This is a genomic window from Escherichia albertii (genome assembly GCF_028622335.1).
GTDB lineage: Bacteria > Pseudomonadota > Gammaproteobacteria > Enterobacterales > Enterobacteriaceae > Escherichia > Escherichia albertii.
The window spans coordinates 1,500,912-1,518,741 of sequence record NZ_CP117568.1 but is presented as its reverse complement, the minus strand read 5'-3'; the positions used below and the strand labels follow the sequence as shown (position 1 = coordinate 1,518,741).

The window sequence follows — 17,830 nt, the reverse complement described above, 5'->3', positions numbered from 1 at the left end:
CGGTATATAAAACCGTTACTCCTTTCGTGTCCGTTATAAATATGATGGCTATCAGAAAGTCATTAAATTTATAAGGGTGCGCAATGGCCGTTAACTTGCTGAAAAAGAAATATCTCGCGCTGGCTGCTTCTCTGCTGCTGGCAGGCCACGTACAGGCAACGGAACTGCTGAACAGTTCTTATGACGTTTCTCGCGAGCTGTTTGCCGCCCTGAATACTCCGTTCGAACAGCAGTGGGCAAAAGATAACAGCGGCGACAAACTGACGATTAAACAATCTCATGCCGGGTCATCAAAACAGGCGCTGGCGATTTTGCAGGGCTTAAAAGCAGATGTTGTCACTTATAACCAGGTGACTGACGTACAAATCCTGCATGACAAAGGCAAACTGATCCCCGCGGACTGGCAGTCGCGCCTGCCGAATAACAGCTCGCCGTTCTATTCCACCATGGGCTTCCTGGTGCGTAAGGGCAACCCGAAGAATATCCATGACTGGAATGACCTCGTGCGCTCCGACGTGAAGTTGATTTTCCCGAACCCGAAAACGTCGGGTAACGCGCGTTACACCTACCTTGCGGCATGGGGCGCAGCGGATAAAGCTGACGGCGGCGATAAAGCCAAAACCGAACAGTTTATGACCCAGTTCCTGAAAAATGTTGAAGTGTTCGATACCGGCGGGCGTGGCGCCACCACCACTTTTGCCGAGCGCGGGCTGGGCGATGCGCTGATTAGCTTCGAATCGGAAGTGAACAACATCCGCAAGCAATATGAAGCGCAGGGCTTTGAAGTGGTGATTCCGAAAACCAACATTCTGGCGGAATTTCCGGTGGCGTGGGTGGATAAAAACGTGCGGGCCAACGGCACAGAAAAAGCAGCAAAAGCCTACCTGAACTGGCTCTACAGCCCGCAGGCGCAAACTATCATCACCGACTACTACTACCGCGTAAATAACCCGGAAGTCATGGACAAACTGAAAGACAAATTCCCGCAGACCGAACTGTTCCGTGTGGAAGATAAATTTGGTTCCTGGCCGGAAGTGATGAAAACCCACTTTTCCAGCGGCGGCGAGTTAGATAAGTTGCTGGCGGCGGGGCGTAAGTAATGTTTGCCGTTTCCTCCAGACGCGTGCTGCCAGGCTTTACCTTAAGCCTTGGCACCAGTCTGCTGTTTGTGTGCCTGATTTTGCTGCTGCCGCTCTCTGCGCTGGTGATGCAATTGGCCCAGATGAGCTGGGCGCAGTACTGGGAGGTGATCACCAACCCGCAGGTGGTGGCGGCCTATAAAGTGACATTGTTGTCGGCATTTGTGGCGTCGATTTTTAACGGTGTTTTTGGCTTACTGATGGCGTGGATTTTAACCCGTTATCGCTTTCCGGGTCGCACGCTGCTTGATGCGTTGATGGATTTACCTTTTGCGCTGCCGACGGCGGTCGCCGGTTTGACGCTGGCCTCGCTTTTTTCGATTAATGGTTTTTACGGCGAATGGTTGGCAAAACTTGATATCAAAGTCACCTATACCTGGCTTGGGATTGCGGTGGCGATGGCCTTTACCAGCATTCCGTTTGTGGTGCGTACCGTGCAGCCGGTACTGGAAGAGTTAGGCCCGGAATACGAAGAAGCGGCAGAAACGCTGGGCGCGACGCGCTGGCAAAGCTTCCGCAAGGTTGTACTGCCTGAGCTTTCTCCGGCGCTGGTGGCGGGCGTGGCGCTGTCGTTTACGCGTAGCCTCGGTGAGTTTGGCGCGGTGATTTTTATCGCCGGGAATATCGCCTGGAAGACGGAAGTGACCTCGCTGATGATTTTCGTTCGCTTACAGGAGTTTGATTACCCGGCGGCGAGCGCGATTGCTTCGGTGATTCTTGCCGCATCGCTACTATTACTGTTCTCGATTAACACTCTGCAAAGTCGCTTTGGTCGGCGTGTGGTAGGTCATTAATGGCGGAAGTGACCCAATTGAAGCGTTATGACGCGCGCCCGATTAACTGGGGCAAATGGTTGCTGATTGGCATCGGGATGCTGGTTTCGGCGTTCATCCTGCTGGTGCCGATGATTTACATCTTTGTGCAGGCATTCAGTAAAGGGCTGATGCCAGTTTTACAGAATCTGACTGACCCGGACATGCTGCACGCCATCTGGCTGACGGTGATGATTGCGCTGATTGCTGTGCCGATGAACCTGGTTTTCGGCATCCTGATGGCGTGGCTGGTGACGCGATTTAATTTCCCCGGACGCCAGTTGCTGCTGACGCTGCTGGACATTCCGTTTGCCGTGTCGCCAGTGGTTGCTGGTCTGGTTTATCTGCTGTTCTACGGCTCGAACGGCCCGTTGGGTGGTTGGCTGGATGAGCATAATCTGCAAATTATGTTCTCCTGGCCGGGAATGGTGCTGGTGACGATTTTTGTCACCTGCCCGTTTGTAGTGCGTGAGCTGGTGCCAGTGATGTTAAGTCAGGGCAGCCAGGAAGACGAAGCGGCGATTTTGCTTGGTGCGTCTGGCTGGCAGATGTTCCGCCGCGTCACGCTGCCGAACATCCGCTGGGCGCTGCTGTATGGTGTGGTGCTGACCAACGCCCGCGCGATTGGCGAGTTTGGCGCGGTGTCGGTGGTTTCCGGCTCGATTCGCGGCGAAACTCTGTCGCTACCGTTACAGATTGAATTGCTGGAGCAGGACTACAACACAGTCGGTTCCTTTACCGCCGCCGCGCTATTGACGCTAATGGCGATTATCACCCTGTTTTTAAAGAGTATGTTGCAGTGGCGCCTGGAGAATCAGGAAAAACGCGCGCAGCAGGAGGAATATCATGAGCATTGAGATTGCCAATATTAAGAAGTCGTTTGGTCGCACTCAGGTGCTGAACGATATCTCACTGGATATTCCTTCTGGTCAGATGGTCGCATTGCTGGGGCCGTCTGGTTCCGGGAAAACCACGCTACTGCGCATTATTGCCGGGCTGGAGCATCAAACCAGCGGTCATATTCGCTTCCACGGCACCGACGTCAGCCGCCTGCACGCGCGCGACCGTAAAGTCGGTTTCGTGTTTCAGCACTACGCGCTGTTCCGCCATATGACGGTGTTCGACAACATTGCTTTTGGCCTGACGGTGTTGCCGCGGCGTGAACGCCCGAATGCCGCAGCCATCAAAGCGAAAGTGACAAAATTGCTGGAGATGGTGCAGCTTGCGCATCTGGCGGATCGTTATCCGGCCCAGCTTTCCGGTGGGCAGAAACAACGAGTGGCGCTGGCGCGCGCGCTGGCCGTGGAGCCGCAAATTCTGCTGCTTGATGAACCGTTTGGCGCGCTGGATGCGCAGGTGCGTAAAGAGCTGCGTCGATGGCTGCGTCAGCTCCACGAAGAGCTGAAATTCACCAGTGTATTCGTTACTCACGACCAGGAAGAGGCGATGGAAGTTGCCGATCGCGTAGTGGTGATGAGCCAGGGCCATATTGAACAGGCTGACGCGCCGGAGCAGGTATGGCGTGAACCGGCGACCCGTTTTGTGCTGGAGTTTATGGGCGAAGTGAATCGCTTGCAGGGAACCATTCGCGGCGGGCAGTTCCACGTTGGCGCGCATCGCTGGCCGCTGGGATATACACCTGCGTATCAGGGGCCGGTAGATCTTTTCCTGCGTCCGTGGGAAGTGGATATCAGCCGCCATACCAGCCTTGAATCGCCGCTGCCGGTACAGGTACTGGAAGCCAGTCCGAAAGGCCACTACACCCAATTAGTGGTGCAGCCGCTGGGGTGGTACAACGAACCGCTGACGGTCGTGATGCACGGTGACGACGCCCCGCAGCGCGGCGATCGTCTATTCGTTGGTCTGCAACATGCACGGCTGTATAACGGTGCTCAGCGTATTGAAACCCGCGATGAAGAACTTGCTCTCGCACAAAGCGCCTGATAGGTTGAGTGAATCTTAAACGCCCGGAAGCGCATCCCGCGATCCGGGTTTTTTAATGGCAAGGTTTGTAACCTGTAGGCCTGATAAGACGCGTAAGTGTCGCATCAGGCAACACCACGTATGGACAGAGAACGTGAGTACATTAGAACAAACAATTGGTAATACGCCTCTGGTGAAATTACAGCGAATGGGGCCGGATAACGGCAGTGAAGTGTGGCTAAAACTGGAAGGCAATAACCCGGCAGGTTCGGTGAAAGATCGTGCGGCGTTATCGATGATTGTCGAGGCGGAAAAACGCGGTGAAATTAAGCCGGGCGATGCGTTAATCGAAGCGACTAGCGGTAATACCGGCATTGCGTTGGCAATGATCGCCGCGCTAAAAGGCTATCGCATGAAACTGCTAATGCCGGACAACATGAGCCAGGAGCGGCGAGCAGCGATGCGTGCCTACGGTGCGGAGCTGATTCTGGTGACCAAAGAGCAGGGCATGGAAGGCGCTCGCGACCTGGCGCTGGAGATGGCCAATCGCGGTGAAGGCAAGCTGCTCGATCAGTTCAATAATCCCGATAACCCTTATGCGCATTACACCACCACCGGGCCGGAAATCTGGCAGCAAACTGGTGGTCGCATCACCCATTTTGTCTCCAGTATGGGGACAACCGGCACCATTACTGGAGTGTCACGGTTTATGCGCGAGCAATCCAGAGCGGTGACGATTGTTGGCCTGCAGCCGGAAGAGGGCAGCAGTATTCCGGGGATCCGCCGCTGGCCTGCGGAATATATGCCGGGAATTTTCAATGCTTCACTGGTGGATGAGGTGCTGGATATTCATCAGCATGATGCGGAAAACACCATGCGTGAACTGGCGGTGCGGGAAGGGATTTTCTGCGGTGTGAGTTCCGGCGGCGCGGTAGCGGGAGCGTTACGTGTAGCGAAAAATAATCCAGGCGCGATGGTGGTAGCGATCATCTGCGATCGTGGCGACCGCTACCTTTCGACTGGAGTGTTCGGGGAAGAGCATTTTAGCCAGGGGCTGGGGATTTAAGGGGGATAGTATATGCCTAATTCCTTATATTATTGTTTGAATGGTTATTCACTATGCTCTATGAACCTCATGATGCTTGAGTCAACGGATAAAATCATTTGGATTCAAAGTGATAAATAATCCGCAAACAAGTATTTTGCGTTTATACTTTTCTGCTTTTAATTTATTTCTTCCCTGATGGTACTCATTCTCCCGGTCATTTAATTCAATAAGTGATCGGGAACTCACTCCCTTGCTGTCTTTACGCGTCATCCTTCAAACTGCCTCTGCGTTGGCTGTACTCGTTCACTCCCTTGCTGCCTTGATGCAACTTGAATGATTTTGAACATATTATCGACTTTAAAATCTCTATAACCTTATCAATCAGGGATGATTATTTAAATTATAAGGTATATATATTGTGAATGTTTCTATCTCGTATATTCGTTTTATGTATGTTTATATATTTGTGATTTCTATCTTGTACTCCTTGACCGCGTGCACGGCAACGATTCATCGGTGTAATATAGAGTTTCATGATGGCGAGAGCGTTGAAACTAAAAGCTGTGCGGACAAAGGTAAAAAAATTGGTAGTACATATTCAATATATGATAATAAAGTTTGGTATGTCTCTGAACGTAATGAATATGATAATATTCATGGCGGCAGGAGAGGTTGCCCTAACCCTTCCTGTGTAGGTGTTATTAGTCTTAATTTGAATCCACTTCCTGAGGTTGAAAATAATATTTTGACTTATACCCGACTTCCTCTGGATGTGAATAAGGTCCATGTGTTGGGAATTGGCCAATATTCAATATATAAAAATGTTGTTAAATTATATGGTACTGGCCATTATATCACTGATGGAAAAGTAGTTTTTTATAAAGGTGATAAAATCAATGTTGCTGATCCTGCAACTTTTCAGACCTATGATACAACTGAACCACAGCAGATCTCTTTGGGAAAACAATTATCATGGGACAGTAAGTGGCTGTATGTGAATGCTAAAAAAAGTAATATCCCTGTCACAGGAAAAGTGAAGGTGATAAATTCATCTTTAATCGTTTCGGGTAATGATGTCTATGAGTTAAAAAACGCTGATAATGATCAGGATGATGAGCAATCCTTTGATTATGGTAATTTTTACTTTACAAAAATAGATAATATCTCTGCAAGTTTGAGGTCATTGCCCGGTAAAGAGCTTTCGACCGATGGAAAGTATCTTCTGTATCGAAGTAAGATAATAGATAAATTAGATGCACATGGTATTTCTATTGTTAAACAAGAATGCCCAGTTTCTGGTTATCCTTTAATATCGTGTTTTGCCGAACATAAGTCTACACTACTTAAGTCTAAAGATTCGTTGTGGATTCAATTAGAAAAAGAAGAACCGAAAAAAATTACTCTTGGCACAAATGATGCTATTCGTTATGTTAATGGACTGGGAACACCATTTCTTATCATTGATGATAAAAAAATATACAATTTAGAATGTGGAATGATGACCTCATTCAGTGGTTTTCTGGCCAATAATGCTGATGATTTTCTTGAAGAACGAGGGATGTTTCGGTTTGAAAATAATGGTAATTGCGATCAGGGTATAGCGAATAGACGTTTTAGTGTACGTAATTACTCTCAATCTCCAGATGGACTTTATCAGCTAAAAATAGATAAAAATTTTTCAGGCGATATATCTGGAGATATGAATATTGACGGTAGATATGAGGCAGACCATTTTATTTTTACGGATAATCATCATGAATATCAACTTGGAAGGTGGAGTGCTGAAGTTATAAAATAGTATAATAGGGCAGAAGAGATACTGCCCCATTCTTTTTCACTATTTGTTTTTTAGTTCTAGCGTTTTATCCGTTTGCGCAATTAGAGCATGAAGAAAAGGTTGCGCGTTTTCATCGCTCTTACCGGGTATCTTCACAATATAGGGTTTCCCGGTAATCGATGATGACGAGGCAACCTTATCGATAAATTGCTCAGCAGTATCAATACGATTACGGGTATTGCCTAGCTTCAGGCGCAGATGAGAAACCGCTTCATCGCAGGTATGTTCATCGCCGTTGCGCACAAATATCAAATCCTTTTTCTGTGCTAATCCCTCCAGCATGGCGTCAATGCGGGCTTCTTCATGGGCAGTTAACTTCGCGTAAGCGGGGAGTGTTAGCAGTAGTGTGATGATCAGACAAATGATTTTCTTCACTGAATTACCTTATCCTTGTTTGTGTTAGCCGATTTGACTGCCAAAATCAGGTAAAGTTTCGCTTGAAATGCGATGAGGCTCATCGGCAAGGAGAAAAAATTAAATGAGTAGTTTGTTGTTGTTTAACGATAAGAGCAGGGCGCTGCAGGCGGATATCGTCGCTGTGCAGTCGCAGGTGGTGTACGGCAGCGTGGGCAACAGTATTGCCGTGCCAGCGATTAAACAAAACGGCCTGAATGTCTTTGCCGTACCTACCGTGTTGCTGAGTAATACGCCGCATTATGACTCGTTCTACGGTGGTGCGATTCCAGACGAATGGTTTAGTGGCTATTTGCGTGCGCTTCAGGAGCGCGATGCGCTGCGCCAACTTCGTGCTGTAACCACGGGCTATATGGGAACGGCATCGCAAATTAAAATCCTTGCCGAGTGGCTGACCGCTTTATGTGAAGAGAATCCTGATTTGCTGATTATGGTTGATCCGGTGATTGGCGATATTGATAGCGGTATTTATGTCAAAGCAGATCTTCCCGAGGCATATCGGCAATATTTACTGCCGCTGGCGCAGGGCATCACGCCAAATATCTTTGAACTGGAAATCCTGACTGGTAAGAATTGCCGCGATCTTGACAACGCCATTGCCGCAGCAAAAAGTCTGCTTTCAGAGACATTAAAATGGGTGGTAATTACCAGCGCCTCCGGCAATGAAGAAAACCAGGAGATGCAGGTAGTAGTGGTCAGTGCCGAGAGTGTAAATGTTATTTCCCATTCGCGGGTGAAAACAGACCTTAAAGGCACAGGCGACCTGTTTTGCGCGCAGCTCATCAGCGGCTTGCTGAAAGGGCAGGAATTAACTGATGCGGTACACAGCGCAGGTTTGCGTGTACTGGAGGTGATGTGCTATACCCAGCGGCATGAGAGCGATGAGTTGATTCTGCCGCCGCTGGCGGAAGCATAAAAAAATGGCGCCTAACGGCGCCATTTTTCACTGCGGCAAGAATTACTTCTTGATGCGGATAACCGGAGTTTCACCCACAGTTACGCTACCGGACAGTTTGATCAGTTCTTTGATTTCGTCCATGTTGGAGATAACAACCGGAGTCAGCGTAGACTTGGCTTTCTCTTCCAGCAGCGGCAGATCGAATTCAATCACGGTGTCGCCAACTTTCACGCGCTGACCTTCTTCAGCAATACGCTTGAAGCCTTCGCCTTTCAGTTCAACGGTGTCGATACCGAAGTGGACGAACAGCTCAACGCCGCTATCAGATTCGATAGAGAATGCGTGGTTGGTTTCAAAGATTTTACCAATGGTGCCGTCAACTGGAGCGACCATTTTGTTGCCAGTTGGTTTGATAGCAATACCATCACCAACGATTTTTTCCGCAAAAACGACATCCGGCACGTCTTCGATATTGACGATCTCGCCAGAGAGCGGAGCAACGATCTCAATAGTTCCGGTATCCTTTTTGTCATCGGAAACCAGAGATTTCAGTTTATCGAACAAACCCATGATCTTCTCCTAAGCAGTAAATTGGGCCGCATCTCGTGGATTAGCAGATTGTTTTTTCTTCAATGAACTTGTTAACCAGCGTCATTAACTCGTCCGTTGTCGGTTGAGCAAGAGCCTGCTCTGCTAACACCTTCGCATCTTCGAAGTTCGTGTTACGGATAATCTTCTTAATGCGCGGGATAGAAATGGCGCTCATAGAGAATTCGTCCAGACCCATCCCCAGCAACAGAAGTGTAGCACGTTCATCGCCAGCAAGCTCACCACACATGCCAGTCCATTTGCCTTCAGCATGAGAAGCATCAATAACTTGCTTGATCAAGTTCAGCACGGACGGTGACATTGGCTGGTAAAGGTGTGAAATCATATCATTACCACGGTCAACTGCCAGAGTGTACTGCGTTAAATCATTGGTGCCGATACTAAAGAAATCAACTTCTTTGGCTAAATGGCGCGCAATTGTCGCGGCAGCCGGTGTTTCCACCATCACGCCAATTTCAATTGATTCGTCAAACGCTTTACCTTCGTCGCGCAGTTCCTGTTTGTAGATTTCGATCTCTTTACGCAGTGCACGTACTTCTTCAACAGAGATGATCATCGGGAACATGATGCGCAATTTGCCGAAAGCAGAGGCACGCAGGATAGCGCGAAGCTGATCGCGAAGGATCTCTTTACGATCCATTGCAATACGGATAGCACGCCATCCGAGGAACGGGTTCTCTTCTTTCGGGAAGTTCATGTATGGCAGCTCTTTGTCGCCGCCAATATCCATGGTACGAACAATAACCGCCTGCGAGCCACATGCTTCAGCCACTGCTTTATAGGCAGCAAACTGTTCTTCTTCAGTCGGCAGCGCGTCGCGATCCATGAACAGGAATTCTGTACGATACAGACCAACGCCTTCTGCGCCGTTACGTTCAGCGCCTTCAACGTCACGAACAGTACCGATGTTAGCGCACACTTCTACCTGGTGACCGTCCAGCGTAATAGCTGGCAGATCTTTCAGCTTAGCAAGCTCTGCTTTTTCAGAAGCAACCTGCTCCTGAACGGCGCGCAGTTTATCAATAACGTCGTTGGTTGGATTGACGTAAACCTGATTATTTACGGCATCCAGAATCAGATAGTCGTCGTTTTTCACCTGCGAGGTGACGCTACCGGTGCCCACGATGGCTGGCAGTTCCAGAGAACGCGCCATGATAGAGGTGTGGGAAGTACGGCCACCCGCGTCGGTAATGAAGCCCAGCACTTTCTTCAGGTTCAGCTGTGCGGTTTCGGATGGTGTCAGGTCAGCGGCAACCAGAATAACTTCATCCTGAATGGCGCTCAGGTCAATAATCTTCAGGCCCAGGATGTTGCGCAGTAAGCGCTTGCCGATATCACGTACGTCAGCCGCACGTTCTTTCAGGTATTCATCATCCAGTTCTTCCAGGGCAGACGCCTGACCTTCGATAACTTCATGAGCAGCTGCGTCAGCCGTCATGTGCTTATCTTTAATCAGGGCTATGATTTCCTGCTCCAGCTCCTCATCTTCGAGCAGCATAATATGCCCTTCGAAGATGGCTTCTTTTTCTTCACCGAACGTTTCACCAGCTTTCGTTTTGATCGTTTCCAGCTGGGCTGATGCCTTGGCACGACCGCTCAGAAAACGTTCAACTTCCTGATCAACCTGGTCGGCAGAAATTTTTTTCCGGTCAATGACGATTTCGTCTTCTTTCAGAAGCAGAGCTTTACCGAAAGCGATACCCGGGGATGCTAAAATGCCTGAAATCATAACCCTACCTTACTTGTGACTGATTTTTAAAAGAACCCGGGAAATTACTCGAGTTCAGCCATCAGTTTAACCAGATGTTCTACCGCTTTTTGCTCGTCTTCGCCTTCTGCGGAGATAGTCACAACGGTACCTTGAGTCAGGCCCAGAGTCTGCAGTTTAAACAGGCTTTTCGCGCTTGCGCTTTTGCCGTTGGAAGTCACAGTAATTTCAGAAGTGAAGCCCTTAGCTTCTTTTACAAACTGGGCAGCAGGGCGGGTGTGCAGACCGTTCGGAGCGGTAATGGTAACTTCTTGCTGGAACATTGTATTTCCCCAACTTATAGGTTTAGTGTTGTGGAACTAAAGTCTAGCCTGGCGGTTTGACTTTAGCCTGTATAGTTAGCGCCAGTTTTTAACAGACGCGACGCACGATGTGCTCAATACAGTCCATTGTTGGCGGGTTGGCCGCTGATGTTTCGTTCATCATTAAACATTATGCCGCTAAAGGAAGCGTTGAACCAAATCATAAAATCGATTCAGCTAAGGCTTTTCCTGTAACGATTAATTTCGCGCATCAAAATAATTAGTCTGGTTAAATACCAGTTCCGACAGGCTGAATCAATGCCAGGAGAGGTGAAAGTTTGAAGCAGGCCACAAAAAAGCACCCAAAAAGGTGCTTTTTTACGCATTCTTAACAAGCTGGCATTACTGTTGCAGCTCTTTCTCTGTAAAGAGATCGGCAAACAATGCAGTGCTTAAATAACGCTCACCCGATGACGGTAGAATAACCACAATATTCTTGTTGGTAAAGCTTTCATCTTCTTGTAGTTTCAACGCAGCGGCAACAGCAGCGCCAGAAGAGATGCCGGCCAGAATGCCTTCTTCTTCCATCAGGCGGCGAGCAGTAGAAATCGCTTCTTCATTAGTGATGCCGATAACTTTATCGACCAGTTTGAGGTCAAGGTTCGCTGGAATGAAGCCTGCGCCAATACCCTGAATTTTATGCGGACCAGGTTTAATTTCTTCGCCAGCCAGCGCCTGAGCGATAACCGGAGAGTCGCTTGGTTCAACAGCCACAGAAATGAGATCTTTTTTACCTTTAGTGCCTTTAATGTAGCGGCTAACACCAGTCAGTGTACCGCCAGTGCCTACACCAGCAATAAATACATCAACTTGTCCGTCGGTATCTTCCCAAATCTCCGGGCCGGTGGTTTTTTCATGAATTTCTGGGTTCGCCGGGTTGCTGAATTGTTGCAGCAGCAGGTATTTTTCTGGGTTGCTGGCGACGATTTCTTCTGCTTTTTGAATGGCGCCTTTCATACCTTTGGCACCTTCAGTCAGCACTAAATTTGCCCCCAGAGCTTTCAGCAGCTTGCGGCGTTCGATACTCATGGTTTCCGGCATGGTCAGGGTAAGCTTGTAACCGCGAGCGGCGGCCACATAAGCCAGTGCGATACCCGTATTGCCGCTGGTTGGCTCAACCAGTTCAACGCCGGGTTTCAGCACGCCGCGTTTTTCGGCATCCCAAATCATATTGGCACCGATGCGGCATTTAACGCTGAAGCTGGGGTTACGAGATTCCACCTTTGCCAGAATGCGTCCGTTACCGATGCGATTCAGGCGAACCAGCGGTGTGTGACCGATAGTCAGCGAGTTATCTTCAAAAATCTTACTCATGGCCTGTCCTTAACTGTATGAAATTGGGATACAACGGGAAGCATACCCGCTCAGAGAATATGCGGAAGTAAGGATTTAGCATATCTATATGCAGAAGGGAAATAATGGCTCGCAAGATGGAATAAGGGGCGACATAAGCCACCCCTGTTTCACACAAATGGTTTACAAAATAACCGAAAAGCTGTTACCGCCATAAGGCATGTTTTGCACGATAGCAATCGACCCACATCGCCGTCGCGCCGCAGACGGCCACCGGCATGATGAACAGATTAAGTACCGGAATCATCGTGAACAGGCTGGTTAATGCACCAAACTGCATATTGGTGATTTTGCGCGTGCGCAGGGCTGTGCGCATCTCTTTAAACGGTACTTTATGGTTATCGAATGGATAGTCGCAGTACTGGATAGCGAGCATCCAGGCGCTGAACAGGAACCATAACACTGGCGCGACAGTTTGACCAATGCCGGGAATAACATAGAGGAGCAGTAATATGATAGCGCGTGGTAGATACCAGGCAAATTTTTGCCATTCGCGTTTCATAATCCGCGGCACATCTTTCATAATACCAAAAATACCGGTGTCCGGTGGCGTAGCGCCAGTCAGTCGGGCTTCTAACTGCTCTGCTAACAAACCGTTAAACGGAGCGGCAATCCAGTTGGCGATTGTTGAGAAGAAGTAACCAAAAACCAATAATACAGAGATGACTGCTACTGGCCATAGCAAGTAACTTAACCATTGCAACCAGCCTGGTACGTGACTCATCAGTGAAGGGATCCAGACATCCAGTTGGGTAAAGAGCCACCAGAATGCGCCTCCCATCAACAAAATATTAACGAGCAAGGGTAAAATGACAAAACGCCGAATCCCAGGTTGTGAAACGAGTTTCCAGCCTTGCGCGAAATAGTAAAAACCGCTGCGCGGGGCAGGTGTGTATGATGAAACCATAATCAGGATGAGCTCCTTTTGACCAATCCCAGGAAAATTCGGCGTATTTTACCGGGTAATTACGTAATGGACAGTTAGGATATGTTCGAAAAAACAGCAAAAAGCACAATTTCATCTATCTTTGTGCTGTGAAAGTTAAGAGTGCACTTGCACTTGAGGTAATCGGCAAATACTCTTAGGGAGTAAATGTTTGCCGTGGTGGCAAGGTGTTAGAACAACAGAGAATATAATGATGCAGGATTTGCGTCTGATATTAATCATTGTTGGCGCGATCGCCATAATCGCTTTACTGGTACATGGTTTCTGGACCAGCCGTAAAGAACGGTCTTCTATGTTCCGCGATCGCCCATTAAAACGAATGAAGTCAAAACGTGACGACGATTCTTATGATGAGGATGTCGAAGAAGATGAGGGCGTTGGTGAGGTTCGTGTTCACCGCGTAAATCATGCCCCGGCAAATGCCCAGGAGCATGAGACTGCTCGTCCGTCGCCGCAACACCAGTACCAACCGCCTTATGCGTCTGCGCAACCGCGTCAACCGGTCCAGCAGCCGCCTGAAGCGCAGGTACCGCCGCAGTACGCTCAGCGTCCAGTGCAGCCAGTTCAACAACCGCAGCCAGTGCCGCAGTCGGTTTATCCGCCGCAGCCTGAACAACCGGTTCAACAGCCTGCAGCGCCTCAGGTCGCGCAACCAATGCAGCCCGCGCCGCAACCTGCGCAACAAGTTTTCCAGACCGCAGAACCTGTAGCGGCGCCGCAGCCTGAACCAGTCGCTGAACCCGCTCCGGTTATGGATAAGCCGAAGCGTAAAGAAGCGGTGATCATTATGAACGTCGCAGCGCATCACGGTAGCGAGTTGAATGGCGAAGTTCTGCTCAACAGCATTCAACAAGCGGGCTTTATCTTTGGCGATATGAATATTTACCATCGTCATCTTAGCCCGGATGGCAGCGGCCCGGCGTTATTCAGTCTGGCGAATATGGTGAAGCCGGGGACTTTCGATCCTGAAATGAAGGATTTCACTACGCCGGGCGTCACTATATTCATGCAGGTACCGTCTTACGGCGATGAATTACAAAACTTCAAGTTGATGCTGCAATCTGCGCAGCATATTGCCGATGAAGTGGGCGGCGTAGTGCTTGACGATCAGCGTCGTATGATGACCCCGCAGAAATTGCGCGAGTATCAGGACATCATCCGTGAAGTAAAAGACGCCAACGCCTGATACACTTTAGGCAGATAAACTCCTTTCTGAACCCCCGCTTGTCGGGGGTTTTTAGCATTGATGGTGCGATATGGAATCAATCGAACAAAAACTGACAGAACTGCGAACGACGCTTCGTCATCATGAATATCTTTATCATGTGATGGATGCGCCGGAAATTCCTGATGCTGAATACGACAGGCTGATGCGAGAACTGCGTGAACTGGAAGCCAAACATCCAGAGCTGATTACGCCAGACTCACCGACTCAACGTGTAGGTGCCGCACCGTTGGCGGCGTTCAGCCAGATTCGCCATGAAGTGCCGATGCTGTCGTTGGATAACGTTTTTGATGAAGAGAGTTTTCTTGCTTTCAACAAACGTGTACAGGACAGACTTAAAAGTAATGAAAAAGTCACCTGGTGCTGTGAGTTGAAGCTTGATGGCCTTGCGGTCAGCATTCTGTATGAGAACGGTGTTCTGGTTAGCGCGGCGACCCGTGGCGATGGCACCACCGGGGAAGACATTACGTCTAACGTGCGTACTATTCGCGCCATCCCGTTGAAACTACGCGGTGAGAATATCCCGGCGCGTCTGGAAGTGCGTGGTGAAGTGTTCCTGCCGCAGGCAGGTTTTGAAAAGATCAACGAAGATGCGCGACGCACGGGCGGAAAAGTATTTGCTAACCCACGTAATGCGGCGGCAGGCTCACTGCGTCAGCTTGATCCGCGTATCACGGCGAAACGACCACTTACTTTCTTCTGTTATGGCGTTGGCGTGCTGGAAGGCGGTGAATTGCCGGATACCCATCTTGGGCGTTTAATGCAATTTAAAGAATGGGGATTGCCCGTCAGCGATCGCGTTACATTATGTGAATCGGCGGAAGAGGTGTTGGCGTTTTACCGCAAAGTGGAGGAAGACCGTCCAACGCTGGGGTTTGATATTGATGGCGTGGTAATTAAGGTCAACTCGCTGGCACAGCAGGAAGAACTCGGCTTTGTCGCACGCGCGCCTCGTTGGGCGGTGGCATTTAAATTTCCGGCGCAGGAACAGATGACCTATGTGCGTGACGTTGAGTTTCAGGTGGGGCGTACTGGCGCCATTACGCCTGTTGCGCGTCTGGAACCCGTCCATGTTGCAGGCGTGCTGGTGAGCAACGCCACACTACATAACGCCGATGAAATTGAACGCCTTGGTTTACGTATTGGCGATAAAGTGGTGATTCGCCGTGCAGGTGACGTGATCCCGCAGGTGGTGAACGTCGTGCTTTCTGAACGCCCGGAAGATACCCGTGAGGTGGTATTCCCGACGCATTGTCCGGTATGTGGTTCTGATGTCGAGCGTGTGGAAGGTGAAGCAGTTGCCCGCTGTACCGGTGGCCTGATTTGCGGTGCTCAGCGTAAAGAGTCGCTGAAGCACTTTGTTTCCCGCCGCGCGATGGACGTTGACGGAATGGGCGACAAAATCATCGATCAGCTGGTTGAAAAAGAATATGTCCACACTCCGGCGGATCTGTTCAAACTCACCGCAGGCAAACTGACCGGACTGGAGCGTATGGGGCCAAAATCGGCGCAAAACGTGGTTAATGCGCTGGAAAAAGCGAAGGAAACCACCTTTGCCCGCTTCCTCTATGCACTTGGCATCCGCGAAGTGGGCGAGGCCACCGCGACGGGGCTGACGGCTTATTTCGGTACGCTGGAGGCCCTGGAAGCGGCGTCGATTGAAGAGCTACAAAAAGTGCCGGATGTCGGAATTGTGGTGGCATCACACGTTCATAACTTTTTTGCCGAAGAAAGTAATCGCAATGTCATCAGCGAGCTTTTAGCGGAAGGCGTTCACTGGCCTGCGCCAGTGGTGATTAATGCTGAAGAGATCGACAGCCCGTTTGCCGGTAAAACCGTGGTGCTTACCGGTAGCTTAAGTCAGATGTCGCGTGATGATGCCAAAGCCAGATTGATTGAACTGGGAGCAAAAGTTGCGGGAAGCGTGTCGAAGAAAACCGATCTGGTGATTGCCGGTGAGGCAGCGGGTTCAAAACTGGCGAAGGCGCAGGAATTGGGCATTGAAGTGATCGACGAAACTGAAATGCTGCGTTTGCTGGGTAGCTGAAATGGAAAAAGGGCAGCTGATTGAGATTGCCAATACGGTTATGCCGTTTGGCAAGTATAAGGGGCGTCGCTTAATCGACTTGCCGGAAGAGTATCTGCTGTGGTTTGCCCGTAAGGATGAGTTTCCGGCGGGTAAACTGGGGGAGCTAATGCAAATCACGCTGCTGATTAAAACCGAGGGGCTGACGCAACTGGTTCAGCCCCTGAAACGCCAGCTTTAAGCCTTACCTGCGCTGCTTTCCTGTTGTGCCTGTAACTGCTCGGTCTGGCGCTTATAACGACGCGCCAGCACCGCGCAGACCATCAGTTGGATCTGATGGAAAATCATCAATGGCAGCACCATCATGCCGATCACTGACGTTGGGAACAGAATGTTTGCCATCGGGATGCCATTCGCCAGACTCTTTTTCGAACCACAAAAGACGATAGTAATTTCATCCGCTTTATTGAAACCCAGCCGGCGAGCCATAAAGACGTTAACTACAATCACGATAGCCAGAAGTATGCAGCTGACTACCACAATAAACAGCAGCGATCCCCAGCCGACTTTGTGCCAGATGCCATTAACGACAGCTTCGCTGAATGCCGTATAAACCACCAACAGAATGGACGTCTGATCGGTTTTTGCAATCCACTTTTTATTGCGTGCCACCCAGTTACCAATCCACGGGCGGGAAAGATGCCCCAACACAAACGGTAGCAACAGTTGCAGCATAATCTTACCGACTTGCTCGAGACTGCCCTCTGCACCGTGAATATTCATCACCAGGCCGACCAGTAATGGCGAGAGAAAAATCCCCAACAGACTGGATGCCGACGCAGAACAAACTGCCGCTGCGACGTTACCGCCCGCCATAGAGGTAAAAGCGATTGCAGACTGAACCGTAGCGGGGAGAATACACAGATAGAGAAAACCGGAATAAAGCATCGGATCGACATTTACTGGCTTCCACCAGGCAAACAGTACGCCCAGAACTGGAAACAGCACGAAAGTGCTGCACATTACCCACAAATGTAGCCGCCAGTGACTCCCGCCCGCGATAATGGCTTCACGCGATAGCTTAGCGCCGTGCATAAAAAACAGTAGCGCAATAGCCGCGGTGGTCAGATTTTCAAAGAAGGGGACAAAGCCGCCTCTTGCCGGGAAGAAGGAGGCCAGCAGCACTACCGTAATCAGAGTTAACGTGAAAGGATCGAGGATACGGAAAAGTTTCATAAAGACTCCAGATGATCGATGCTTTCATTGTGCGTTGTTCTGGACGATAAATAAAACTGAATTGCTTAACAATTTGTGCGCGGTAATGAGATGTTATGTGAAATTAACTTATGCGCTATTGGCAGATTAGGGAAAAAATTTTACCTGTAAACTGAAAATGACGGTGGATGCATGAAATGTGTCACTGATGAAAATATAACGTAGTGTGACTGTTTGCTAATATCCATAATATTTTTAAGTTTTATCTTTAGCCTGGAGAGATGCCAGATAATATCATTAACCCCACTTCTGAGT

18 protein-coding genes are annotated in these 17,830 nt (G+C 49.5%); 10 read left to right on the top strand and 8 right to left on the bottom strand.

Translation table 11 applies throughout. The features are described 5' to 3' along the window. Window positions 1-83: 83 nt before the first annotated feature. The 5 genes from cysP (at window position 84) to cysM (ending at window position 4,940) form a co-directional block, all read left to right on the top strand. Window positions 84-1,100 (top strand): thiosulfate/sulfate ABC transporter substrate-binding protein CysP, encoded by a 1,017-nt coding sequence (gene cysP, locus PS053_RS07440; RefSeq protein WP_256879229.1) that lies wholly within the window; start codon window positions 84-86, stop codon window positions 1,098-1,100. Beyond that, on the top strand, window positions 1,100-1,933 hold the full coding sequence (gene cysT, locus PS053_RS07435; protein WP_000458400.1) for a sulfate/thiosulfate ABC transporter permease CysT: 834 nt from the start codon (window positions 1,100-1,102) through the stop codon (window positions 1,931-1,933). Before cysP ends, cysT begins: the two co-directional genes overlap by 1 nt. After that, on the top strand, window positions 1,933-2,808 hold the full coding sequence (cysW, locus tag PS053_RS07430; RefSeq protein WP_059274002.1) for a sulfate/thiosulfate ABC transporter permease CysW: 876 nt from the start codon (window positions 1,933-1,935) through the stop codon (window positions 2,806-2,808). The genes cysT and cysW overlap by 1 nt, the downstream gene beginning before the upstream one ends. Next, window positions 2,798-3,895, top strand: a complete 1,098-nt coding sequence (gene cysA, locus PS053_RS07425; RefSeq protein WP_000021026.1) for a sulfate/thiosulfate ABC transporter ATP-binding protein CysA — start codon at window positions 2,798-2,800, stop codon at window positions 3,893-3,895. Before cysW ends, cysA begins: the two co-directional genes overlap by 11 nt. A gap of 133 nt (window positions 3,896-4,028) precedes the next feature. Continuing rightward, window positions 4,029-4,940, top strand: coding sequence for a cysteine synthase CysM (cysM, locus tag PS053_RS07420; RefSeq protein WP_010340238.1), 912 nt, complete (start codon window positions 4,029-4,031; stop codon window positions 4,938-4,940). 81 nt (window positions 4,941-5,021) lie between these two features. Here cysM and PS053_RS07415 read toward each other — a convergent pair whose 3' ends face one another. Next, entirely contained in the window at window positions 5,022-5,192 is a 171-nt protein-coding gene (locus PS053_RS07415) for a hypothetical protein (protein ID WP_002461616.1), read from the bottom strand. 148 nt (window positions 5,193-5,340) lie between these two features. Between PS053_RS07415 and PS053_RS07410 the strand changes: the two genes are divergently transcribed. After that, window positions 5,341-6,720, top strand: coding sequence for a DKNYY domain-containing protein (locus tag PS053_RS07410; protein ID WP_223274641.1), 1,380 nt, complete (start codon window positions 5,341-5,343; stop codon window positions 6,718-6,720). Between the two features lie 39 nt (window positions 6,721-6,759). Here PS053_RS07410 and PS053_RS07405 read toward each other — a convergent pair whose 3' ends face one another. Continuing rightward, entirely contained in the window at window positions 6,760-7,134 is a 375-nt protein-coding gene (locus tag PS053_RS07405) for a YfeK family protein (RefSeq protein ID WP_000719930.1), read from the bottom strand. 103 nt (window positions 7,135-7,237) lie between these two features. Here PS053_RS07405 and pdxK point away from each other — a divergent pair, with 103 nt between their 5' ends. Continuing rightward, entirely contained in the window at window positions 7,238-8,089 is an 852-nt protein-coding gene (pdxK, locus tag PS053_RS07400; RefSeq protein ID WP_256879230.1) for a pyridoxine/pyridoxal/pyridoxamine kinase, read from the top strand. A 42-nt stretch (window positions 8,090-8,131) separates the two neighbouring features. Here pdxK and crr read toward each other — a convergent pair whose 3' ends face one another. The 5 genes from crr to cysZ all read right to left on the bottom strand — a co-directional run bounded on the left by crr (window position 8,132) and on the right by cysZ (window position 13,010). Continuing rightward, the gene (gene crr / locus PS053_RS07395) at window positions 8,132-8,641 is read right to left on the bottom strand and encodes a PTS glucose transporter subunit IIA (protein ID WP_000522254.1); all 510 of its coding nucleotides are present in this window, start codon (window positions 8,639-8,641) and stop codon (window positions 8,132-8,134) included. A gap of 40 nt (window positions 8,642-8,681) precedes the next feature. Then, complete coding sequence (gene ptsI, locus PS053_RS07390) at window positions 8,682-10,409, bottom strand: phosphoenolpyruvate-protein phosphotransferase PtsI (RefSeq protein WP_000623128.1); 1,728 nt, start codon at window positions 10,407-10,409, stop codon at window positions 8,682-8,684. A gap of 44 nt (window positions 10,410-10,453) precedes the next feature. Next, complete coding sequence (gene ptsH / locus PS053_RS07385; protein ID WP_000487600.1) at window positions 10,454-10,711, bottom strand: phosphocarrier protein Hpr; 258 nt, start codon at window positions 10,709-10,711, stop codon at window positions 10,454-10,456. A gap of 381 nt (window positions 10,712-11,092) precedes the next feature. Beyond that, a complete protein-coding gene (gene cysK / locus PS053_RS07380) occupies window positions 11,093-12,064 on the bottom strand; it encodes a cysteine synthase A (RefSeq protein WP_000034395.1) in 972 nt (323 codons plus the stop codon). A gap of 184 nt (window positions 12,065-12,248) precedes the next feature. Continuing rightward, complete coding sequence (cysZ, locus tag PS053_RS07375; protein WP_000255063.1) at window positions 12,249-13,010, bottom strand: sulfate transporter CysZ; 762 nt, start codon at window positions 13,008-13,010, stop codon at window positions 12,249-12,251. 229 nt (window positions 13,011-13,239) lie between these two features. On the opposite strand from cysZ, the gene zipA reads away from it, so the two are divergent. The 3 genes from zipA to PS053_RS07360 all read left to right on the top strand — a co-directional run bounded on the left by zipA (window position 13,240) and on the right by PS053_RS07360 (window position 16,541). Further along, window positions 13,240-14,235, top strand: coding sequence for a cell division protein ZipA (gene zipA / locus PS053_RS07370; protein ID WP_256879231.1), 996 nt, complete (start codon window positions 13,240-13,242; stop codon window positions 14,233-14,235). A 70-nt stretch (window positions 14,236-14,305) separates the two neighbouring features. After that, entirely contained in the window at window positions 14,306-16,321 is a 2,016-nt protein-coding gene (gene ligA, locus PS053_RS07365; RefSeq protein WP_256879232.1) for an NAD-dependent DNA ligase LigA, read from the top strand. 1 nt (window position 16,322) lies between these two features. Continuing rightward, window positions 16,323-16,541 carry a DUF3820 family protein gene (locus tag PS053_RS07360; protein WP_256879233.1) on the top strand — a complete coding sequence of 73 codons (219 nt, stop codon included), beginning with the start codon at window positions 16,323-16,325 and terminating at the stop codon, window positions 16,539-16,541. On the opposite strand, the gene PS053_RS07355 is transcribed toward PS053_RS07360, so the two are convergent. Next, a complete protein-coding gene (locus PS053_RS07355) occupies window positions 16,538-17,536 on the bottom strand; it encodes a bile acid:sodium symporter family protein (protein WP_059234609.1) in 999 nt (332 codons plus the stop codon). The two genes, PS053_RS07360 and PS053_RS07355, sit on opposite strands and share 4 nt — an antisense overlap. Between the last annotated feature and the right edge of the window lie 294 nt (window positions 17,537-17,830).